This is a genomic window from Bradyrhizobium sp. MI1.3, assembly GCF_055811695.1.
In genome coordinates this window covers 117,448-137,629 of record NZ_JBVVPQ010000013.1, presented here as the reverse complement: position 1 = coordinate 137,629, position 20,182 = coordinate 117,448, and the positions used below count along the sequence as shown (strand labels likewise).

General features: G+C 65.1%; 19 protein-coding genes. 9 read left to right on the top strand and 10 right to left on the bottom strand.

Annotation, left to right across the window (positions count from 1 at the left end; genetic code table 11):
• Positions 1 to 43: 43 nt before the first annotated feature.
• The 3 genes from AC0L3A_RS12540 to eno all read right to left on the bottom strand — a co-directional run bounded on the left by AC0L3A_RS12540 (position 44) and on the right by eno (position 3,615).
• Positions 44 to 1,042, bottom strand: coding sequence for an MBL fold metallo-hydrolase (locus AC0L3A_RS12540; RefSeq protein ID WP_473254449.1), 999 nt, complete (start codon positions 1,040 to 1,042; stop codon positions 44 to 46).
• 121 nt (positions 1,043 to 1,163) lie between these two features.
• Complete coding sequence (locus AC0L3A_RS12535; RefSeq protein WP_473254448.1) at positions 1,164 to 2,297, bottom strand: zinc-binding dehydrogenase; 1,134 nt, start codon at positions 2,295 to 2,297, stop codon at positions 1,164 to 1,166.
• A gap of 34 nt (positions 2,298 to 2,331) precedes the next feature.
• Positions 2,332 to 3,615: a phosphopyruvate hydratase gene (gene eno / locus AC0L3A_RS12530; RefSeq protein WP_007590612.1), complete on the bottom strand. Its 1,284-nt coding sequence runs from the start codon at positions 3,613 to 3,615 to the stop codon at positions 2,332 to 2,334.
• A gap of 123 nt (positions 3,616 to 3,738) precedes the next feature.
• Between eno and queF the strand changes: the two genes are divergently transcribed.
• A complete protein-coding gene (gene queF, locus AC0L3A_RS12525) occupies positions 3,739 to 4,215 on the top strand; it encodes a preQ(1) synthase (protein ID WP_007590611.1) in 477 nt (158 codons plus the stop codon).
• Between the two features lie 16 nt (positions 4,216 to 4,231).
• On the top strand, positions 4,232 to 5,029 hold the full coding sequence (locus AC0L3A_RS12520) for a substrate-binding domain-containing protein (RefSeq protein WP_473254447.1): 798 nt from the start codon (positions 4,232 to 4,234) through the stop codon (positions 5,027 to 5,029).
• Between the two features lie 12 nt (positions 5,030 to 5,041).
• Here the strand turns inward: AC0L3A_RS12520 and glsA are convergent, their stop codons facing one another.
• From glsA to AC0L3A_RS12500, 4 genes are all read right to left on the bottom strand, one after another.
• Positions 5,042 to 6,916 carry a glutaminase A gene (gene glsA / locus AC0L3A_RS12515; protein WP_473254446.1) on the bottom strand — a complete coding sequence of 625 codons (1,875 nt, stop codon included), beginning with the start codon at positions 6,914 to 6,916 and terminating at the stop codon, positions 5,042 to 5,044.
• Between the two features lie 144 nt (positions 6,917 to 7,060).
• Positions 7,061 to 8,269, bottom strand: a complete 1,209-nt coding sequence (locus AC0L3A_RS12510; protein WP_473254445.1) for an MFS transporter — start codon at positions 8,267 to 8,269, stop codon at positions 7,061 to 7,063.
• The gene (kdsA, locus tag AC0L3A_RS12505) at positions 8,269 to 9,132 is read right to left on the bottom strand and encodes a 3-deoxy-8-phosphooctulonate synthase (protein ID WP_354170770.1); all 864 of its coding nucleotides are present in this window, start codon (positions 9,130 to 9,132) and stop codon (positions 8,269 to 8,271) included. The genes AC0L3A_RS12510 and kdsA overlap by 1 nt, the downstream gene beginning before the upstream one ends.
• A 125-nt stretch (positions 9,133 to 9,257) precedes the next feature.
• Positions 9,258 to 9,584, bottom strand: a complete 327-nt coding sequence (locus AC0L3A_RS12500) for an NIPSNAP family protein (protein ID WP_007610789.1) — start codon at positions 9,582 to 9,584, stop codon at positions 9,258 to 9,260.
• A gap of 198 nt (positions 9,585 to 9,782) precedes the next feature.
• Between AC0L3A_RS12500 and AC0L3A_RS12495 the strand changes: the two genes are divergently transcribed.
• From AC0L3A_RS12495 to AC0L3A_RS12485, 3 genes are all read left to right on the top strand, one after another.
• Positions 9,783 to 10,457, top strand: coding sequence for a response regulator transcription factor (locus AC0L3A_RS12495; protein WP_007590606.1), 675 nt, complete (start codon positions 9,783 to 9,785; stop codon positions 10,455 to 10,457).
• A complete protein-coding gene (locus AC0L3A_RS12490) occupies positions 10,454 to 11,830 on the top strand; it encodes a sensor histidine kinase (RefSeq protein WP_473254444.1) in 1,377 nt (458 codons plus the stop codon). Before AC0L3A_RS12495 ends, AC0L3A_RS12490 begins: the two co-directional genes overlap by 4 nt.
• A 103-nt stretch (positions 11,831 to 11,933) precedes the next feature.
• Positions 11,934 to 12,596: a class I SAM-dependent methyltransferase gene (locus AC0L3A_RS12485; RefSeq protein ID WP_219682174.1), complete on the top strand. Its 663-nt coding sequence runs from the start codon at positions 11,934 to 11,936 to the stop codon at positions 12,594 to 12,596.
• A gap of 5 nt (positions 12,597 to 12,601) precedes the next feature.
• Here AC0L3A_RS12485 and AC0L3A_RS12480 read toward each other — a convergent pair whose 3' ends face one another.
• The 3 genes from AC0L3A_RS12480 to tpiA all read right to left on the bottom strand — a co-directional run bounded on the left by AC0L3A_RS12480 (position 12,602) and on the right by tpiA (position 15,683).
• The gene (locus AC0L3A_RS12480; protein WP_007590604.1) at positions 12,602 to 14,233 is read right to left on the bottom strand and encodes a CTP synthase; all 1,632 of its coding nucleotides are present in this window, start codon (positions 14,231 to 14,233) and stop codon (positions 12,602 to 12,604) included.
• Between the two features lie 166 nt (positions 14,234 to 14,399).
• A complete protein-coding gene (secG, locus tag AC0L3A_RS12475) occupies positions 14,400 to 14,786 on the bottom strand; it encodes a preprotein translocase subunit SecG (RefSeq protein WP_007590603.1) in 387 nt (128 codons plus the stop codon).
• Between the two features lie 141 nt (positions 14,787 to 14,927).
• Positions 14,928 to 15,683 carry a triose-phosphate isomerase gene (gene tpiA / locus AC0L3A_RS12470; protein WP_473254443.1) on the bottom strand — a complete coding sequence of 252 codons (756 nt, stop codon included), beginning with the start codon at positions 15,681 to 15,683 and terminating at the stop codon, positions 14,928 to 14,930.
• 223 nt (positions 15,684 to 15,906) lie between these two features.
• Here tpiA and AC0L3A_RS12465 point away from each other — a divergent pair, with 223 nt between their 5' ends.
• The 4 genes from AC0L3A_RS12465 to moaC are packed head-to-tail and all read left to right on the top strand — an operon-like array spanning position 15,907 to position 20,171.
• Positions 15,907 to 17,805, top strand: coding sequence for a peptidylprolyl isomerase (locus AC0L3A_RS12465; protein WP_219682177.1), 1,899 nt, complete (start codon positions 15,907 to 15,909; stop codon positions 17,803 to 17,805).
• Between the two features lie 14 nt (positions 17,806 to 17,819).
• On the top strand, positions 17,820 to 18,833 hold the full coding sequence (gene trpD / locus AC0L3A_RS12460) for an anthranilate phosphoribosyltransferase (RefSeq protein ID WP_007590600.1): 1,014 nt from the start codon (positions 17,820 to 17,822) through the stop codon (positions 18,831 to 18,833).
• A 7-nt stretch (positions 18,834 to 18,840) separates the two neighbouring features.
• Positions 18,841 to 19,659, top strand: coding sequence for an indole-3-glycerol phosphate synthase TrpC (gene trpC / locus AC0L3A_RS12455; protein WP_473254442.1), 819 nt, complete (start codon positions 18,841 to 18,843; stop codon positions 19,657 to 19,659).
• On the top strand, positions 19,659 to 20,171 hold the full coding sequence (gene moaC, locus AC0L3A_RS12450; RefSeq protein WP_007590598.1) for a cyclic pyranopterin monophosphate synthase MoaC: 513 nt from the start codon (positions 19,659 to 19,661) through the stop codon (positions 20,169 to 20,171). The genes trpC and moaC overlap by 1 nt, the downstream gene beginning before the upstream one ends.
• The last annotated feature ends 11 nt before the right edge of the window (positions 20,172 to 20,182 follow it).

Genomic DNA, 20,182 nt, shown 5'->3' with positions numbered 1-20,182 from the left:
GCCAAGTGGCGGCCTGAGTCGTTGGTGCAATCCGCAAATCGGTTCAGATCGTCGGATTCCACGCCGACGGCATCAGGCGATATTTGGCGCCGTCCTTCTCGACATGGCCGACCGAGGGAAACGTGAAGTGGAAGCCGATCACGGTCGCCTTCTCGGCCGCCGCCATGTCGTAGAACTTGTGACGCGTCTCCTGCGCCAGCGCAGCATCGGTATCGAACACCACATGCCAGTCCGGATTGCGCAGGAAGAACTCCGGGATGTTGGTGACGTCGGACTGGATCAGCACCTTGGCATCGCCCGAGGCGACCGCAAACGAGGTGTGGCCCGGGGTGTGACCGGGCGTCGCGATCGAGGTGATGCCCGGCGCGACCTCCTTGCCCCAGGCGTACTTCGTCACCTTGGATTCGAGGCCGGCAAAGGTCTTCTTCACGTTGGCGAAGTAGTTCTTCATCATCGCGTTGGACTCGGCCTTGGCGGCGTTGTCCTCGCTGGTCCAGAACTCCCAGTCCTTGCCCGGCACCATGATCTCCGCATTGGGGAAGGCAAGCGCGCCGTCGGCGAGACGAATGCCGTTGGTGTGGTCGGGATGCAGATGCGAGAGCAGCACGACATCGATGCTCTTGAGGTCGACGCCGGCGGCCTGGAGGTTCTGCAGCGTGCGGCCGACCGCGCCCTTGCTGGGCTCGAGATTGGCGACACCGTTGCCGGTATCGATCAGCACGAGCTTGGAGCCGGTGTTGATGAGCTGCGGGTTGAACGGCACCGTGACCATGCCCTTCGGCATGTAGGCCGCCTCGCCCGCGGCCAGCGCTTCCTCCTTCGACGCGTTGACGACGAACTTGTCCGGCATCGGGAAAGTGCGCGCACCGTCATTGATCGAGGTGCACTCGTAGCTGCCGACCTTGTAGCGGTAGAGGCCCGGCGCCTGCGTGCCGGCTTGCGGCACCGCGGCATTGGCGGTGGTCAATCCAAGCTTGGTCATCGCAGCCGCACCGAGGACGGCGGCGCCTGCGAGCAGATGGCGGCGATTGAGATCGGTCATGGAGAAGTCCCCTTCTGAGCGCGCCTTGCGGTTTTGTCCGCTTTCGATGGCGGCGGAATAATCTCCCGCTTCGCTCAGAAGGCAAGACCTTCTTTGGGTGACGTGCCGTCGCACGTGCCGATTATTTATTTGGGTTGATGAGGAATTTTTCGCCGGTGGCGCGTTTGGCGTAGACCGCGATGTTGACGGGATCGAGCGCCTCAGAAAGCGACACCACCTTGGTGTAGTGGCTGGCAAACGTGGTCTTCAGTTCGTCGATGACGCGCTGGCGCAGCCTGGCCCCGTCCGCCTGCCCGATCTTCATCAGGAACGGAAACAGCAGCCAGCCGCCGACGCCCCAGGCCATGCCGAAGCCGCGCGGCAGCTCGATCGGGCGGACATCGAGCGCGCCATAGACGTAGACCTGCTTGTGCACGTTGGAGCCGTAGCGGCTGTATTCCTTCGCGGTCTTGTTGATCGCGACTTCCATGCAGTTGAGGATGTCGCCGGCGAGCTTGCCGCCGCCGATGGCGTCGAAGGCGATGGTGGCGCCGGTCTCCACCAGCGCATTGGTGAGATCGCCGAGGAAGCTCGGCGCGGTGGAATCGACGACATATTTGGCGCCGATCTTGTGCAGGATGTCGGCCTGCTCCTTGCTGCGCACGATGTTGACCAGCGGGATCCCGTCCTTGATGCAGATCTTGTTCAGCATCTGGCCGAGATTGGATGCGGCCGCAGTGTGCACCAGCGCCTTGTGACCCTCGCGCCGCATGGTCTCGGTCATGCCGAGCGCGGTCAGCGGATTGACGAAGCAGGAGGCACCTTCGGCCGGCGTGGTGCCCTCCGGCAGCGGCAGGCACTCGCGCACTTTCAGCGTGCGATACTGCGTGTACATCGCGCCGCCGATCATGGCGACGGTCTTGCCCATCAGCGCCTTCGCGGCATCGGACGAGCCGGTCCTGATCACGACGCCCGCGCCTTCGTTACCGACCGGCATGGATTCGTCGAGCCGGCCTGCCATCGCCCGCATCGCGCCTTCCGGCACCTTCGCGGTGATGACGGGAGCACCCTTGTCGCCGGAAGCCTTTGCCGTGCTCATATCGGCTGCGCCGATCAGGAGCCCGAGGTCGGACGGATTGATCGGCGCCGCCTCGACGCGGACGACGACCTCGTCCGCGGCGGGCTCGGGGGTCGGCACGTCGAGCAGCGAGATTTCGAGCTCACCGCTCTTCTTGATCAGCGAACGCAGTTGCAGGCCGTTCTTGCCGTCGCTCATGTCGATCCTCCCCTGTCCTTGTCCGAGCGCTGGCTTATGCCAGCGCCTTCAGTGCCGCCTTGCCGCCGTAGAGCGCCTGCTTGCCGAGCTGCTGCTCGATGCGCAAGAGCTGGTTGTATTTGGCGGTGCGATCGGAGCGCGCAAGGGAGCCGGTCTTGATCTGTCCGCAATTGGTGGCGACCGCGAGGTCGGCGATGGTGGAATCCTCGGTCTCGCCGGAGCGGTGCGACATCACCGAGGTGTAGCCGGCCTTGTGCGCCATCTCGACGGCGGCGAGAGTCTCGGTCAGCGTGCCGATCTGGTTGACCTTGATCAGGATCGAGTTGGCCCGTCCGGCCTTGATGCCTTCAGCGAGCCGCTTGACGTTGGTGACGAAGAGATCGTCGCCGACGAGCTGGCACTTCTTGCCGACGAGGTCGGTCAACTCCTTCCAGCCGTCCATGTCGTCTTCCGACATGCCGTCCTCGATGGTCACGATCGGATAGCGCGAGACCAGGTCGGCAAGGTACTTGGCCTGCTCGGAGATCGAGCGGGTCTTGCCCTCGCCTTCGTAGACGTACTTGCCGTCCTTGAAGAACTCGGTCGAGGCGCAGTCGAGGCCGATGACGATGTCGGAGCCCGCCTTGTAACCGGCCTTGCCGATCGCGTTCATGACGAATTCGAGCGCGGCGTCCGCGGACGGCAGGTTCGGGGCGAAGCCGCCCTCGTCGCCGACATTGGTGTTGTGGCCGGCCTTCTTCAATTCGGACTTCAGAGTGTGGAAGACCTCCGCGCCGTAGCGCAGGCCCTCGGCGAAGGAGGACGCGCCCACGGGAAGGATCATGAACTCCTGGAAGTCGATCGGGTTGTCGGCGTGCATGCCGCCATTGATGATGTTCATCATCGGCACCGGCAAGAGACGCGCGGAGGTGCCGCCGACGTAACGGTACAGCGGCATGTCGAGCGAGTTCGCGGCCGCCTTGGCGCAGGCGAGCGACACGCCGAGGATGGCGTTGGCGCCCAGCCGGCTCTTGTTCGGCGTGCCGTCGAGGTCGATCATGATCTGGTCGAGCTGGGCCTGCTGCTCGACATCGAGGCCGCTCAGCGCCTCGAAGATCTCGCCGTTGACGGCGCCGACCGCCTTGGTGACGCCCTTGCCGAGATAGCGGGCCTTGTCGCCGTCGCGCAGTTCCACCGCCTCATGGGCACCGGTCGAGGCGCCTGACGGCACGGCGGCACGGCCGAGCGCACCATCTTCCAGCACGACGTCGACCTCGACGGTGGGATTGCCACGGCTATCCAGGATTTCGCGTCCGATGATGTCGATGATGGCGGTCATGAGGGCCTCTTTTCGGGGACTAAGCAGTCAGTTGGGGTGCTTCTACCGCAATGCATCGAAACGGAAAAGGCCGGGTGACGGCCGCACGATGATTGGCTAAGAGGGCGCCACGGAGGCGGCCTGATGTCGAAAAAACCCAGCAAATCGAACAACTCCCCTGCTTTGCAGCTTGGCCGCGCCGTGGAATGGCCGGATGCGCCCGAGAAGGCAAAACTCGACCGCGTGCCCAATCCGCAAGGAGGCACCGATTATCTGGTCCGTTTCACCGTGCCCGAGTTCACCTCGCTCTGCCCGGTCACCGGACAGCCGGATTTCGCACATCTGATGATCGACTACGCCCCCGGCCAATGGTTGCTGGAGTCGAAATCGCTCAAGCTCTACATCGCGAGCTTCCGCAATCACGGCGCCTTCCACGAGGATTGCACGGTGATGATCGGCAAGCGCATCGCAAGCGAGATCAAGCCGAAGTTCTTGCGCATCGGCGGCTATTGGTATCCGCGCGGCGGCATCCCGATCGACGTGTTCTGGCAGACCGGCCGCGCGCCCAAGGGATTGTGGGTGCCGGAACAGGGCGTCGCGCCCTATCGCGGAAGGGGTTAGTGGGAGAGGAACAACAATGAAATCGACCTCAGCAACATTCCGAAACCTTGGATTGGGCCTTCTGGGCATCCTGTGGCTGACCGGCGCGGCCGAGGCTGTCGAAGTCCGGGTGATGATCTCGGGCGGCCTGACGGCCGCCTACAAGGTGCTTGTGCCGGAGTTCGAGAAGGCCACCGGCAACAAGGTGCTGACGGAGTATGGGCCCTCGATGGGGACCACGACCAATGCCATCCCGGTCCGGCTGGAGCGCGGAGAGGCGGCCGATGTCCTGATCATGGTGGGCTACGCCCTCACCGATCTCGCCAGCAAGGGCAAGGTCGTTGCCGGCAGCCAGGTCGACCTGACGAGATCGCCGATCGGCATCGCCGTGAAATCTGGCGCGCCGAAGCCGGACATCAGCTCGGTGGAAGCGGTCAAGCGCGCGTTGCTCGCGGCGAAGACGATCGCCTATTCCGACAGCGCCAGCGGCGTCTATGTTTCGACCGAAATGTTTGAAAAGCTCGGCATTGCCGATGTCATGAAGGACAAGGCGCGCAAGATTCCGGCAACGCCGGTCGGCGAGATCGTCGCCCACGGCGATGCCGAGCTCGGCTTTCAGCAGATCAGCGAGCTGAAGCCCGTGAAGGGGATCGATATCGTCGGGCCGCTGCCGAACGAATTGCAGCAGATCACGATCTTCTCAGCCGGCATCGCAAGCGTTTCTAAAGAGCCCGAGGCTGGCCGGGCCTTGATCAAGTTCCTAGCTTCCCCGGCCGCCCGCGATGCCATCATCGCGAGCGGCATGGAGCCGATCGGGGCTGGTGGAGCGAACTAAACCCTCTCGCATCTAGTACGCGCTCAGCAGATCCACCTTCGCATTCGCCAGCACGAGCCGCCGCGCCAAGATCGCAGCGAGATTGCGCATGATCTTCAGCGACGTCTCCGGATGCAGACGGCGATAGTCCGCAAAACTATCGAGCGGCAGTTCGAGGCAGGTCACCGGAGCGTCGGCGAAGACGTCGGCGCTGCGGCTTCCCTCCAGGATCGCCATCTCCCCGAATGCCATGCCCGGGCCGAGTGATGCGAGCCGCACGCCGCTGCGCAGCTTCACGCTGACCATGCCGCTCTGAAGGAAGAACAGCGAATTGGCGGGCTCGCCGGCGGCGATGATACGCTGGCCGGACGTGTAGTGCCGCGTGGTCGACAGCTTGACGATGGCGGCGATCTCGTCGGCATCGAGCTCGGCCAGCAGTGCCTGCTCGCCGAGATGCGCGCTCTCCTTCACATCGGTGAAGCCGCCGAAGCGGTAGATCACCTGATCCTCGGCCCATTCGATCGCATCGTCCAGGAGTGCAAAACGCCGTAACCGGCGCGGCTCGGACGTACGTGCCGAGATCGCCGTCCACACTGCCGAGGTCTCTTCGAAGCCTGACAGGATCGTGATGACGCCGGCATTGCCGAGCGCCGCCAGCGTCTCGCCCAGAAGTTCTGCGCCCGCTGCGGTGACATCGGGCACGCGCCGGAAATCGATGATCAGGAGCGGCGCATTCGGCGGCTCGCTGGTGAGCCTTCGCGTGACATAGTCGATGGTGCCGAAATTCATCGCGCCGACCAGTTCGAGCACGCGGATGTCGCTGTGGCGCTCGTCGAGAATCTGCTGCTCGCGCGGCGGGCGGCTTCGGCGCGAGGAAATTCCGTAGACGTCGTAGTCCGCCATGATGCTGGTGCGGACATCGGCATTACGGTTGAGCATGTGCAGGTCGAACCGCGCTGACAGCGCCTCGCACACTTTCAGGCCGCGCGCGCTGTTGAAGTGGTTGTCCAGCAGCGGCGAGAAGGTGCCGAGCCCGAGTTGCGAGGGCAGCGCCGCGACGATACCGCCGCCGACACCGCTCTTGGCGGGGATGCCGACGCGGTAGGTCCACTCGCCGGCATAGTCGTACATGCCCGAGCTCGTCATCACCGAGAGCGTGCGGGCGACGATGTGTGGCGTGATCACCTGCGCGCCCGTCACCGGATTGATGCCGCGATTGGCGAGCGTTGCCGCCATCACCGCCAGATCGCGCGCGGTGACCAGGATCGCGCATTGGCGGAAATAGACGTCGAGCACGGCGTCGACGTCATCAGGCAGCACCGCGTAATTCCGCAACAGCCAGGCAATGGCCCGGTTGCGGTTGCCGGTCGCCGTCTCCGAGGCGTGCACGGCCTCGTCGACTCCGAGCTCGCGGCCGGCAAACTGGCTGAGCTTCGAGCGGACGCGCTCGAAGGCGCCCTTCCCGTCCACCTCGTAGATCAGGCCCGAGCAGGCAATCGCACCGGCATTGACCATGGGATTGAAGGGGCGATTGTCGTTGGTGAGCCGGATCGAATTGAAGGCCTCGCCGCTCGGCTCGACCCCAATGGTCGCCGAGACGCGTTCCTCGCCGACCATCTCCAGCGCCAGTGCGAACACGAAGGCTTTTGAGACCGACTGGATCGTGAACGGCACCGCGCTGTCGCCGACCTCGTAGACATGGCCGTCGATGGTGACAAGCGCGATGCCAAAATGGTCGGGGTTGGCGCGCTTCAGCTCGGGGATGTAGTCGGCAAGCTCGCCAGAATTGTCGGCTCGGAATTCTTCGTAGCAAGCGGTCAGGAAGCGCCGGAGCGGGGGCTTGGTGGGATACCCGGTCGATCGGATCACGCTGGTCGCGCTGGGCGAACGGCTGGTCTGGGCGTCCACGATCTCACACCTCGCTTTGCCCAAAATCAAAGCAATTCATGTGCCATGCATGCACGGGCTCCCGTGGCACGGTGACGCGAGTTGCGCATTGTGCCAGCGAACAGAAGCGCGACCGTTGATCTGGCCGGTAGTTCGATACTTCCGTCAGGTCCGCGCGTCGGATGGCGCCCGCTGCTTCAACAGCCGCGCGCACACGAAACCGAGCGCCACCATGATCGCGGCGCTCGCGAACAGGGTCGGCATCTTGCCGCCATGCTGCAGGCCAAGGCCATAGGCGAGCGGCCCGACCGTCTGCCCCATGAAGAAGAAGAACGAATGCAGCGACAGCGCGGTGGCGCGTGCTTCGACCGAGAGCTCGCTGGCAAACATCTGAAGGCAACCATGGGCGATGTAGAAGCCCCAGCCCATCACGACAAGATTGAGCGCCTGCACTTCCCAGCGCGGGCCGAAGGCGACGACAACGAGCTGCGAAGCGACCAGCGTCATGCCCGCGATCATCATGCCCTTCATGCCCAGCCATGGCAGCAGGCGCGACACAGTCAGTGTGTAGAACAAGCCGCCGACCGCAAATCCCGCGATGACGATGCCCGCGATCGAGAGCGAGGTCTGACCGAGCTCGAACAGGAACGAGGCGATGTAGGGAAACAGGCCGAGCACGCAGCAGCCTTCGATGAACACCGCCGAATAACAGACATAGGCGTTCGGGTTGGTGAAGATGGTGCGATAGCCCGCCTTCAGCGCCGACAGGCTCGTCTTCGGCGGATGCTTGACCTTGGCGCCACGAAAACCGGCGGCGACCGCGACCGACGCAACAATCACGAGCACCCCGAGCACCGCCAGCACGCCGCGCCAGCCGAGGAAATCGCCGATCAAGCCGGAAGCGGAGGCGCCGAGCAGATTGCCCGTCATCGCGCCGGCGAGCGTGCGGCTGATCGCGACCTGGCGTTTCTCCGGACCGACGAGATCGCTGGTCAGGCTGAGCGCCACCGGAAAGACGCCGCCGGAGCCGATGCCGGCGAGGATACGGGTCGCGAACAGAACCGAGAACGAGCTCGAGAGCGCCCCCAGGATGTTGGCAAGGCCGAGCAGCGCGAGGCAGCCGATCATCAGCCGCGTCTTGCCGAACAGATCGGCGGCGGCGCCGACGATCGGTTGGATGATCGAGAAGGTGAAGGCGAACACCGCGGCAAAGCCGGCAGCGGTCGCGATGCTGACGCCAAAGTCCTCGGCGACGTGCGGCAGCACCGGATCGAGCGCGCGCGCGGAGAGCGCTGCGGCAAAGCTTGCACCGGAGACGACGTAGAGCGCGGCCGGCAGGCCGTGATCGTGCGCCCGCGCCTCGCCTTGCTGCATCAGCGCGGGTCGGCTTTGGTAAAATCTTTGGCGAGCGCGTCGAACGCCAGCAGCCTTCGAATCAGCGCCTCGAACTCGCGCAGCGGCACCATGTTGGGTCCGTCCGACGGCGCGCTGTCAGGGTCGGGATGGGTCTCGATGAAGACACCGGCAACACCGACAGCGACGGCTGCGCGTGCGAGCACCGGCACGAATTCGCGCTCGCCTCCGGAAGACGTCCCCTTCCCGCCCGGCTGTTGCACCGAATGGGTGGCGTCGAAGATCACGGGTGCGCCGGTGGTACGCGCCAGGATCGGCAACGCGCGCATGTCCGAGACCAGCGTGTTGTAGCCGAAGGACGCACCGCGTTCGGTCACGAGCACGTTGGGATTGTTCGCGCTCGTGATCTTGGACACGACGTTGGCCATATCCCAGGGTGCGAGAAACTGCCCCTTCTTGACGTTGACGACCTTGCCGGTCGCGGCGGCCGCGAGCAGCAGATCGGTCTGGCGACACAGAAAGGCGGGAATCTGCAGGATGTCCACCGCCTGCGCCACCTCGGCGCACTGCGCGGCGTCATGCACGTCGGTCAGGACCGGCAGGCCGAGCGACGATCGGATTTCGGCGAAGATCGGCAGCGACTGGGCAAGCCCGAGGCCACGCGCAGCCGACGCGCTGGTGCGATTGGCCTTGTCGAACGAGGTCTTGTAGACGAGGCCGATCTGCAGCCGCGCGGCGATCTCCTTCAGCGCGGAGGCCACTTCCAGCGCATGCTGGCGGCTTTCGAGCTGACACGGCCCCGCAATGATCGAGATCGGCAGATCATTGCCGAATTTGACCTTGCCAATGGTAACGACCGGCGCCGCTGACGTCGAAGAGCTCAAGGCAAATCCCTCGTTTCGGCGCGACCATAGCCGCGATGAAGGGCGGATCAACCCCATTCGGCCTCGCCTCCCAGAATATCAGGGTTGCACCCAGGCCCTCAGCTATGGCCTCGCGCCGGCGGCCTCTACTTCACCGCCGAGAAGGCGGTCGGCGCCAGGATCTGGCTGACGATGTTGCCGACAATCTGGCCGTCCGCCTCGCTCTCGGCGCGCCCTTTCATCCAGTCCGGATCGGTCATGAAGGCGGCCCACTTCTTCTCGCGCTCGGCGAGCGACTCCCAGGCCAGGAAATAGGTCAGCTCCTGGTTGGATTCACCGATCAGAGTCGTGAAAAACCCGGCCTGCTTGATGCCGTGCTTTTCCCACACCTTCAGCGTGACGGTCTCGAACCGCTTGAGCAGTGCCGGCAGGCGGCCGGGCACGCAGCGATAGATGCGCATTTCGTAGATCATTCTTGTTCCTCCCTGATCAGGTCCGGCGGTTATAACGGCTGGCCCTGACGGTGTCTTGAGGCCCGCTCGGCCGCCCCCGGTGGCGTTCCGCGCATGGCTAGGGCCCGCTCAAAGCCACTTCCTCGTGAGGCGGTTCCCGCAATGCTGCCGCAATGATACGGCCGCTAGATTGGCGTGATTGAGGTTGAGGTGCGGATCATGCGGATTTTGCTCGTCGAGGACGAGGCCGAAATGGCCGACGCGCTGGCGTCGGCGCTGAAGCGCTACGATATGGTGGTCGACCACGCCCCAACGCTCGCCGAGGCGGAAGAGGCCATTTCTGCCGACGTCCACGCCGCCGTCCTGCTCGATCGCCAGCTTCCCGATGGCGACGGTCTCACCCTGATCCCGAAACTGCGGGCGCGCGCCGACGGCGTGCCGATCATCGTGTTGACGGCGCGCGGCGAACTCGCCGATCGGGTCGCCGGACTGGACTGCGGGGCGGATGATTATCTGTCAAAGCCGTTCGCGGTGGAGGAATTATTGGCGCGGCTGCGCGCCGTGCTGCGCCGGCCCGCCGGGATGCAGCCCGACATCATGCACGCCGGCCGCCTCGCTTTCGATTTCGGCCATCGCGAGGCAAGCATCGACGGGGCTCCGCTCGAGCTGCCACGGCGCGAGCTCCTCGTGCTGGAAGCCCTGGTCCGCCGCATGGGCCGGACCGTGCTGCGCTCCGCGCTGGAAGAAGCCGTCTACAGTTTCGACGACGAGATCCAGTCGAACGCGCTCGATACGCACGTGTCGCGCCTGCGCCGCAAACTCTCGGAAGCCGATGCGCGCGTGGAGATCCACGGCATCCGCGGCGTCGGCTATCTCTTGAAGAAGCTGCCATGAGCAAGCACCACGATCCCTATTGCCTGCGCTCGCGACTGAGCTGGCGCCTGCTGTCGCTCCAGGCGGTGCTGCTCACGGCGCTCGTTGCCGTCGTCGTCGGGGCATTGAGCGCGTCCGGGTTCGTGATCGCCGGGCGCGACGAAGATCGCGTGATCGACATCGTCCAGCGCGCGCTCGCGCGCGATGCGCAAGGCAACCTGGCCCTGCGATCGACGACCGAGCTGAAACAATTGCGCAGCGAGACCCCCGATCTCTGGTTCCTGGTCCGCGACAGGCAGGGGCATTCGCTCAGCGAAGGCGCCGTGCCGGCCGAGTTCGCCGCGATCGGCAGCGGCCTCGACCAGATCAGCCAGGCGCGGCTCGGCTGGCAGCTGCTCGAGGACGATCCGCGCAAGCCCCCGGCGCGGCTGAAGCGGGTCGATACCGACGCCGGCAATGTGCAAATCATCACGGCGACGCAAGGCAGGCTCACCGGCGCGAAGGCGTTGTTCATGACGTCGCTTGCATTGCTCGGCATCGCCCTGCCCGGACTGCTCCTCATGGGTACGGCGACCTTCATTGCCACACCGATGATCGTGCGGCGCGCCTTTAGGGGGATCGATGCGACGGCGGACCAGGCGCGGCGCATCGACATCCATCAACGCGGCGCGCGGCTGTCGCTGGACCGGATTCCGCTGGAGGTCATGCCGCTCGTGACCGCGGTCAACGACGCGCTGGCGCGGCTAGACCAGGGCTATGCCCGCCACAAGCGCTTCGTCGCCGATGCCGCACACGAGTTGCGCACGCCAATTGCAATCCTGAACACGCGGCTGGAGTCGCTTCCGGCGGGGCCGGAGAAGACCCGGTTGCTGGAGGATTCCGCGCGGCTGGCTACGCTTGCCGAGCAACTGCTCGACATTCAGCGCCTCGACCGCTGCGGTCATCCCTTCACGCGCGTCGACCTCGTCGCAATCGCGCAAAGTGCGGCCGCAGATCTCGCGCCGCTGGCCATTGCCGCCGGCTACGAGCTGGCGCTCGATGCCCCCTCCACGCCGGTCGAAACGATCGGCGATGCGGCGGCGCTGGAGCGCGCGCTGACCAACCTCGTGCAGAATGCGATCCAGCACGGCCCTCGCAGCGGCACCATCGGCATTCGTGTCGGCCAGCCCGCAACTATCGAGGTTACGGACGAAGGCGCCGGCATTCCCGCCGATCAGCGCGAACAGATATTCGAGCCATTCTATCGGCTGACACCGCTCGATCGCGGTGCCGGCCTCGGCCTCAACATGGTGCGCGAGATCGTGCAGCTGCATGGCGGCCACATCTCGGTCGCGGACGGAGCGAGCGGCGGCGCGTGCTTCAGGATGTCACTGCCGCCAGTCCGGGAGAATTGACGCCATCGGCATGCCGCACGCAATGCTGTCGCAATGCACGCAAGCGATTGTTCGGCCGCCTCACCTCTGACCTGCGAGGCGCAACCAAGATGCCGGAGTGCGCATGCCCAACGATTTCCTCTCGTTCTTCCTGTCATGGATGTCAGCCCCGCGTCGCGTCGGCGCGATCGCGCCGTCAGGCGCGGCGCTGGCCGATCTCATCACCCGCGAGATCACCGCATCGACCGGCCCTGTTCTCGAGCTCGGCCCCGGCACGGGCGCGTTCACCTACAAGCTGCTCAAACGCGGCGTGCGCCAGCAGGACCTCACGCTGGTCGAATACGGCTCCGACTTCATGAAGCTGCTCCAGATGCGTTTTCCCAACGCGCGCGTCTTGTGGATGGATGCGGGGCGGCTGGCAGCGGAACGCCTCTATGACGGCGCACCCGTCGGCGCGGTCGTGAGCGGCCTGCCGCTGCTCAACATGTCGACGCGCAAGGTGGTCTCGATCGTCGGCGGCGCGTTCAGTCACGTCCGCCCCGGCGGCGCGTTCTACCAGTTCACCTACGGCATGAGTTGCCCGATCCCGCGGCCCGTGCTCGATCGGCTGGGCTTGCGCGCAAAGCTGGTGGATCGTGCCCTGTTGAACGTGCCGCCGGCCGCCGTCTACAAGCTGACGCGCCGGCCGCAGATGAAGCTCGTCACGGGATCGCTTGCGCCTGATACGTCAATGCCGGCTGCGCCGGAGCCGATGCTTCTTGCGCGTGACTGCACCGCCACGCCCTGAGCCGATTACACCAGGCGGCTCTGCACCATCGCCGCCCGAATGAACGACGCAAACAGCGGATGCGGCTCGAAGGGGCGCGACTTCAGTTCGGGATGGAACTGGACGCCGATGAACCAGGGGTGATCCTCGTACTCGACGATCTCCGGCAGCACGCCGTCGGGCGACAGGCCGGAGAATTTCAGCCCGTGCTGCTCGAGGCGATCCTTGTAGGCGGTGTTGACCTCGTAGCGATGGCGGTGGCGCTCGGAAATCTCGGTCGCGCCGCCATAGACCTCCGAGACGCGGCTGCCGCGATTGAGCGCCGCGGGATAGGCACCCAAGCGCATCGTGCCGCCGAGATCGCCGGCGTTGGTCCGCTTCTCGAGTTCGTTGCCGCGCAGCCATTCCGTCATCAGGCCGACCAGGGGCTCCTTGGTCGGGCCGAACTCGGTGGAGTTGGCCTCCTCGATCCCGACGAGATTCCGAGCGGCCTCGATCACCGCCATCTGCATGCCGAAGCAGATGCCGAAATACGGCACGTCGCGCTCGCGCGCGAACTGGGCCGCTCGGATCTTGCCTTCGGCACCGCGCTGGCCGAAGCCGCCGGGCACCAGAATGCCGTTGACGTGCTCGAGGAACGGCGCGGGATCTTCCTTCTCGAAAATCTCGCTTTCGATCCAGTCGAGATTGACCTTCACCTTGTTGGCGATGCCGCCATGCGAGAGCGCCTCGATCAGCGACTTATAGGCATCCTTCATGCCGGTATACTTACCGACGATGGCGATGGTGACGTTGCCCTCGGGATTGCGAATGCGCTCGTTGATCTGCTGCCAGCTCCGCAGCTCCGGCGGAATCCGCGAACCGATGCCGAAGGCGGCAAGCACTTCGTCGTCGAGGCCTGCGGCATGATAAGCCTGAGGGACAGCGTAGATGCTGTCGGCGTCGCGCGCCTCGATGACGGCGCTCTCGCGCACGTTACAGAACAGCCCGAGCTTGCGCCGTTCCTCCTTCGGGATCTCGCGATCGGTACGGCAGAGCAGGATGTCCGGTTGGATGCCGATCGAGCGCAGCTCCTTGACGGAGTGCTGCGTTGGCTTTGTCTTCAGCTCACCGGCGCTCGGGATGTAAGGCAGCAGCGTCAGATGAATGTAGATGGCGTGATCGCGCGGCAGCTCGTTCTTGAGCTGGCGGATCGCCTCGAAGAACGGCAGGCCCTCGATGTCGCCGACGGTGCCGCCGATCTCCACCAGCACGAAGTCGTAATCGTCGTTGCCGTCGAGGACGAAATCCTTGATGGCGTTGGTGACATGCGGAACCACCTGGATGGTGGCGCCGAGATAATCGCCGCGCCGCTCCTTGGAGATGATGTCCTGGTAGATGCGCCCGGTCGTGATGTTGTCGGCCTTGGTCGCAGGCCGCCCGGTGAAGCGCTCATAATGACCGAGATCGAGGTCGGTCTCGGCGCCGTCATCGGTCACGAACACTTCGCCGTGCTGATACGGCGACATCGTTCCGGGATCGAGGTTGAGATAGGGATCGAGCTTGCGGAGGCGGACCTTGTAGCCCCGGGCTTGCAACAGGGCACCGAGTGCCGCTGAAGCCAGACCCTTGCCGAGCGAAGAAACCACGCCGCCGGTGATGAATATGTACCGCGCCATGGGGCTTAACCTCTAATCCCTCGAATTCGATTCGCCAAAGCGATTCGTATTCCGCCCCAAACATTTTGCGGGGCTGTGGGTGAGCCAGAACTAAGAGTGGTGACAGAGCCTTGATGGGGATTGTTGATCCAGGACGGTAGAAGCCGCCCTGCATGGCCCCCCTGCTTTATTGCGAACGCGGTACTTGCGGGCCGCTCGGTGCCGGAGCCTGCTGCTGCTCGTCGGCCTTCTTCAGCGAATCCAGGATGCCGCCGGAGGTCGGCGGAGCGATCGGTCCGCCACCGGCCGGCTGGGTCTGCGACGCCGGCGCGCCGATGATCGACGACGGCTTGCGGTCGTAGCCGGCATACCAGGACAGGAACAGGCTGGTGAGGAAGAAGCCAACGGCCAAAATTGCGGTGGTCCGCGTCAAAAGGTTCGCGGTGCCGCGGCTCGACATGAAGCCTGCGCCACCTCCCATGCCCAGGCCGCCGCCTTCGGACTTCTGGAGCAGGACGGCGCCGATCATGACGGTGACGATCATGAGGTGAATGACGATGACAACAGTCTGCATAGTGTCCTTCCGTCACAAGCCGACAGCGCCGAGACGGCGGCCAATCGTGCTTCGCGGGGTTTTCCTGAAGTTGCGCGGTGTTACACGATCGGACGGGTCATTGCCACCCCCGATCGGCCGGGTCCTAAGGTTTGGAGTTAGCTAGGGACAGCCCTGCGCAATCGCAAGGAAATCGGCCGCCTTCAGGCTGGCTCCGCCGACCAGTGCGCCATTGACGTTCTTCACGGCCATCAGCTCCGCCGCGTTCGACGGCTTGACCGAGCCGCCATAGAGGATGCGCATCCCGGCGCCGTCGGCCTTGAACCGGGAGGTCAGGAATTCCCGGATAAAGCCATGAATCTGCTCGACATCCCCCGAGGTCGGGGTCAGGCCAGTGCCGATCGCCCAGACCGGCTCATAGGCCACGACCAGATTGGCGGCAGTCGAGCCATCCGGCAGCGAGCCGTTGAGCTGACCGCGCAGGATATCGAGGGTCTGGCCCGCATCGCGCTGGCCCTGCGTCTCGCCGATGCAGACGATGGCAGTCACCCCGGCGCGCCAGGCGGCCTCAGCCTTCTGCCGGATCAAGGCATCGCCCTCGCCATGGTCGGCGCGGCGCTCGGAATGGCCGACGATGATCGCGGTCGCACCCGAATCCGCCAGCATTTCGGCGGCGATATCGCCGGTATGGGCGCCGGAGGCCTTGGGGTGGCAATCCTGGGCCCCCACCGCGACCTTCTTGCCGCGTGCCTTCTCGGCAAAGGCAGCGATCAGGGTCGCCGGCGGGCAAACCAGCAGGTCGGCTTTGCCGGCCGCCTCTGCCGCGCCATTGAGCATGGCGTCGAATTCGGCAGTCGAGGCCTTCAGGCCGTTCATTTTCCAGTTGCCGGCGATCAGGGGGCGGATGGCATCGGTCATGTCAAATTCCAGCAAAATTCGGTTTGTTCATGCGCTAGCAGAGGTCCCGTGGCAGTTCCAGAGTCCAGGGGCTTTTAACCGCAGGGATCGAAAGCCTGCTAGACCCGAGGTTGCGGGGGGAAAGCCACCACTTTATGATGATTGATCAATTTGGTGACGCGCTTTTGCGGAATCTGCATTAAGACGCGCTCCCGTTCCCCTCCTGCCAAACAAGTTGGACCAAATGCTTCGAGGAATGCGCAAGGCCTCATCAAACTGGCTCGGCAAGACCATTATGGCCGTTGTGATGGGCGTGCTGATCATCAGTTTCGGCGTTTGGGGCATTGCCGACATCTTCAAGGGCTTTGGGCAATCCACCGTGGCCAAGGTCGGCGGCACCGAGATTTCGTTGAACGAGTTCCGCCAGATTTACACCGATCGCCTCCAGCAGATCAGCCGCCAGTTCGGCCGGCCGCTGTCGCCTGAACAGGCGCGCGCCTTCGGCCTCGACCGTCAGGTGCTCCAGCAGACGATCGCGGAAGCCGCCCTCGACGAAGAGGCGCGCCGGCTCGGGCTCGGCCAGTCGGACGACCAGATCCGCCAGCTCATCATGAACGACCCGAACTTCAAGGGCGTCGGCGGCAACTTCGATCCGAACCGCTTCCAGTCCGTGATCCGCAATTTCGGCTACACCGAGCAGCGCTACGTCTCCGAGCAGCGCAAGGTCTCGCTGCGTCGGCAGATCACCGGCACAATCGGTGCCGGTATCGAGCCGCCGAAGGCGATGCTCGACGTGCTGACGCGCTTCCAGAACGAGCAGCGCGCCATTGAATTCGTCAGGCTCGACGCAGCCCAGGCAGGCACCATCGACGCGCCATCGCCCGAGGCGCTCGCCGCTTATTTCGAGGATCACAAGGTCCAGTTCCGCGCGCCCGAATATCGCAAGATCGCGTTCGTCGTGGTCTCGCCGGAGGAGATCGGCAAGTGGAGCGAGGTGTCGGACGAGGACGCCAAGAAAGCGTTCGAGCAGCGCAAGGATCGGCTCGGCACGCCGGAGAAGCGCCAGATCCAGCAGATCGTATTTCCCAACGCCGCCGAGGCGCAGGCCGCACGCGAGCGGCTCACCAGCGGGACGTCGTTCGAGGACCTCGGCAAGGAGCGCGGACTGAGCGCGTCCGACGTCGATCTCGGGCTCGTGACCAAATCCTCGCTCGATCCCGCAGTTGGAGACGCTGTCTTCGCGCTTCCCGCCGGTGAAATCAGCCAGCCCATCCAGGGCCGTCTCGGCACGTCGATCGTCAAGGTCGAAAAGATCGAGCCGGGCGTGGAGGCGAATTACGCGAGCGTTGCCGCCGACATCAAGCGCGAGATCGCCACCGAGCGCGCGCGCGTCAAGGTCGCCGATCTTCGCGACAAGATGGAAGACGAGCGCGGCGGCGGTGCCAGCGTGATCGACGCGGCGCAGAAGCTAGGCCTCACTGCCGTGACGATCGACGCCGTCGACCGTTCCGGCCGCGCCCCGAGCGGCCAGCCGGTCTCCGGCATTCCGCAGGGCCTCGACGTGGTGTCGCAGGCCTTCAACACCGATGTCGGCGTCGACAACGACTCGATCTCGTTCAAGGGCGGCTATGTCTGGTACGACGTGCTTGCCATCACGCCGTCGCGCGACCGCAATCTCGACGAGGTTCGCGACCAGGTCGAGGCGCGCTGGCGCCAGGACCAGATCGCGACCAAGCTGAAGGCCAAGGCGACCGAGATCGTGCAGAAGCTCGAATCAGGCGGCAAGCTCGCCGACGAAGCAGCCGCGATCGGCGCCAAGGTCGAGACCGCCAGCGGCTTCAAGCGCGACGACTCGCCCGCCAGCGTGCCCGCAACCGTCGTGTCGGCCGCCTTCCGCGTCGGCAAGGACGGCGTCGGGCAGACGGCAGTGACCGGCGGCACCGAGGTGATCGTGTTCCGCGTCACTGAGATCATCGATCCCACGGTCGATGCCGGGTCCGAGGCGATCAAGAAGCTGAAGGACACTCTCGACCGCGCGCAGACCGAGGAGCAGGTCGCTTCCTACGTCAACAAGCTTGAAACCGACATCGGGACCACCATTAATCAGGCCGCCTTCGCGCAGGTGACCGGCGCGAACCAGTGAGTTGAAAGCACGCGATGGACGACCTGAAATCGATCATTGGAAAAGTGGCGACCGGCGCCAGCCTGTCGCGTGACGAAGCGGCGTCCGCCTTCGACGCCCTGATGTCCGGCGAAGCCACGCCTTCGCAGATGGGCGGCCTCTTGATGGCGCTGCGGGTGCGCGGCGAGACCGTCGACGAGATCACCGGCGCGGTCATGGCAATGCGCTCCAAGATGCTGACCGTGGCGGCACCGCCCGAGGCCGTCGACATCGTCGGCACCGGCGGCGACGGCTCCGGCTCGGTCAACGTCTCGACCTGTGCCTCCTTCATCGTCTCGGGCACAGGCCTGCCGGTCGCCAAGCACGGCAACCGCGCGCTGTCGTCGCGCTCGGGCACCGCCGACGTGCTGGCCTCGCTCGGGGTGAAGATCGATCTGAGGCCCGAGCAGGTCGGTCGCTGCGTGCGCGAATGCGGCATCGGCTTCATGTTCGCCCCCGCCCATCATCCCGCCATGAAGAACGTCGGCCCGACCCGGGTGGAGCTTGCCACGCGCACGATTTTCAATCTGCTCGGGCCGCTGACCAACCCAGCCGGCGTGAAGCGGCAGATGGTCGGCGTGTTCTCCCGGCAATGGGTGCAGCCGCTGGCGCAAGTGCTCAAGAACCTCGGCTCCGAATCCGCCTGGGTCGTACACGGTTCCGATGGCCTCGACGAGATCACCCTCACCGGCCCGACCTTCGTCTCCGCGCTCCACAATGGCGAGATCCGGAATTTCGAGGTGACACCGGAGGACGCGGGCCTGCCGCGCTGCGAGGCCGGTGCACTCAAAGGCGGCGACGCCGACGCCAACGCTATCGCCTTGCAGGGCGTGCTCGACGGCAAGCCGAGCCCCTACCGTGACGTCGCGCTGATCAACGCCGCTGCCGCATTGGTCGTGGCCGGGCGTGCCAGGGATCTCAAGGAAGGTGTCGTGATCGGCGCAAAATCACTCGACAGCGGAGCGGCGCGCGCGCGGCTGAAACATCTGATCGCGGTCTCTAACGACTGAGCCTGACATGTCGGACATCTTGACCAAGATCGAAGCCTACAAGCGCGAGGAAATCGCTGCGGCCAAGCGCGCGCAGCCGCCGTCGGCGGTGGAGGCGAAGGCCAGGGCGCAACCAGCACCGCGCGGCTTCCTGCGCGCGATCAAGGCCAAGCACGCCGATGGCGACTATGCGCTGATCGCGGAGGTCAAGAAGGCCTCGCCCTCAAAGGGCCTGATCCGCGCCGATTTCGATCCGCCGCTGCTGGCCAGGGCCTATGAGGCCGGGGGCGCTGCCTGCCTGTCGGTGCTGACGGACACGCCCTCGTTCCAGGGCCATCTCGACTTCATGGTGGCGGCCCGCGCGGCAACGTCACTGCCGGTGCTGCGCAAGGATTTCATGTTCGACACTTATCAGGTGGCGGAGGCCCGCGCGCACGGCGCCGACTGCATCCTGATCATCATGGCGGCGCTCGATGATGCCACGGCCAAAGAGCTCGAGGACGCCGCGATCGCCTATGGCATGGACGTACTGATCGAGATCCACGACCGCGCCGAGCTTGACCGCGCGCTGAAGCTGCGCTCGCCGATGATCGGCGTCAACAATCGCAATTTGCGCACCTTCGAAACCACGCTTGCGACCAGCGAAACATTGGCTCCGCTGATCCCCGGCGACCGGCTGATGGTCGGCGAGAGCGGCATCTTCACGCCCGCCGATCTCGCCCGGCTCGAGCGCGTCGGCATGTCGACCTTCCTGGTCGGCGAGAGCCTGATGCGGCAAGCCGACGTTACCGCTGCGACGCGCACACTGCTGGCGCGCGAGACCGCGCGCGCCACAGGCACGAACTGATGGCGCGTCAGCCCGCAAAGGCCAAACCGACCAAGACCGGCCCTGCCCTCACCCATATCGGCGCTTCCGGCGAGGCGCGGATGGTTGACGTGTCGGACAAGCCCGCGAGCGAGCGGCTCGCGGTCGCGGAAGGACGCGTCGTCATGACCAGGGCGACGCTTGACCTGATCGTGTCCGGCAACGCCAAGAAGGGCGACGTGCTCGGCACCGCCCGCATCGCCGGCATCATGGCCGCCAAGCGCACCGCGGAGCTGATCCCGCTCTGCCATCCGCTCGCGCTGTCGAAGGTGACGGTCGAAATCGAGCCCGACGCAAAGCTGCCGGGCTGCCTCGTCCGCGCCAGCGTGAAGGTCACGGGACCGACCGGCGTCGAGATGGAAGCGCTCACCGCCGTCTCGGTCGCCTGCCTCACCATCTACGACATGATCAAGGCGGTGGAACGCGGCGTGCGCATCGAAGGCATCCATCTGGTCGAGAAGCTCGGCGGCAAGTCCGGCCATTACCGCGTCTGATTGCGGCTAAT

Excerpts from the sequence above, each read along its gene's own strand:
- AC0L3A_RS12540 (WP_473254449.1), bottom strand. The coding sequence starts at position 1,042 with ATGACCGATCTCAATCGCCGCCATCTGCTCGCAGGCGCCGCCGTCCTC.
- AC0L3A_RS12535 (WP_473254448.1), bottom strand. The coding sequence starts at position 2,297 with ATGAGCGACGGCAAGAACGGCCTGCAACTGCGTTCGCTGATCAAGAAG.
- eno (WP_007590612.1), bottom strand. The coding sequence starts at position 3,615 with ATGACCGCCATCATCGACATCATCGGACGCGAAATCCTGGATAGCCGT.
- queF (WP_007590611.1), top strand. The coding sequence starts at position 3,739 with ATGTCGAAAAAACCCAGCAAATCGAACAACTCCCCTGCTTTGCAGCTT.
- AC0L3A_RS12520 (WP_473254447.1), top strand. The coding sequence starts at position 4,232 with ATGAAATCGACCTCAGCAACATTCCGAAACCTTGGATTGGGCCTTCTG.
- AC0L3A_RS12510 (WP_473254445.1), bottom strand. The coding sequence starts at position 8,269 with ATGCAGCAAGGCGAGGCGCGGGCGCACGATCACGGCCTGCCGGCCGCG.
- AC0L3A_RS12500 (WP_007610789.1), bottom strand. The coding sequence starts at position 9,584 with ATGATCTACGAAATGCGCATCTATCGCTGCGTGCCCGGCCGCCTGCCG.
- AC0L3A_RS12495 (WP_007590606.1), top strand. The coding sequence starts at position 9,783 with ATGCGGATTTTGCTCGTCGAGGACGAGGCCGAAATGGCCGACGCGCTG.
- AC0L3A_RS12490 (WP_473254444.1), top strand. The coding sequence starts at position 10,454 with ATGAGCAAGCACCACGATCCCTATTGCCTGCGCTCGCGACTGAGCTGG.
- AC0L3A_RS12485 (WP_219682174.1), top strand. The coding sequence starts at position 11,934 with ATGCCCAACGATTTCCTCTCGTTCTTCCTGTCATGGATGTCAGCCCCG.
- AC0L3A_RS12480 (WP_007590604.1), bottom strand. The coding sequence starts at position 14,233 with ATGGCGCGGTACATATTCATCACCGGCGGCGTGGTTTCTTCGCTCGGC.
- secG (WP_007590603.1), bottom strand. The coding sequence starts at position 14,786 with ATGCAGACTGTTGTCATCGTCATTCACCTCATGATCGTCACCGTCATG.
- tpiA (WP_473254443.1), bottom strand. The coding sequence starts at position 15,683 with ATGACCGATGCCATCCGCCCCCTGATCGCCGGCAACTGGAAAATGAAC.
- AC0L3A_RS12465 (WP_219682177.1), top strand. The coding sequence starts at position 15,907 with ATGCTTCGAGGAATGCGCAAGGCCTCATCAAACTGGCTCGGCAAGACC.
- trpD (WP_007590600.1), top strand. The coding sequence starts at position 17,820 with ATGGACGACCTGAAATCGATCATTGGAAAAGTGGCGACCGGCGCCAGC.
- trpC (WP_473254442.1), top strand. The coding sequence starts at position 18,841 with ATGTCGGACATCTTGACCAAGATCGAAGCCTACAAGCGCGAGGAAATC.
- moaC (WP_007590598.1), top strand. The coding sequence starts at position 19,659 with ATGGCGCGTCAGCCCGCAAAGGCCAAACCGACCAAGACCGGCCCTGCC.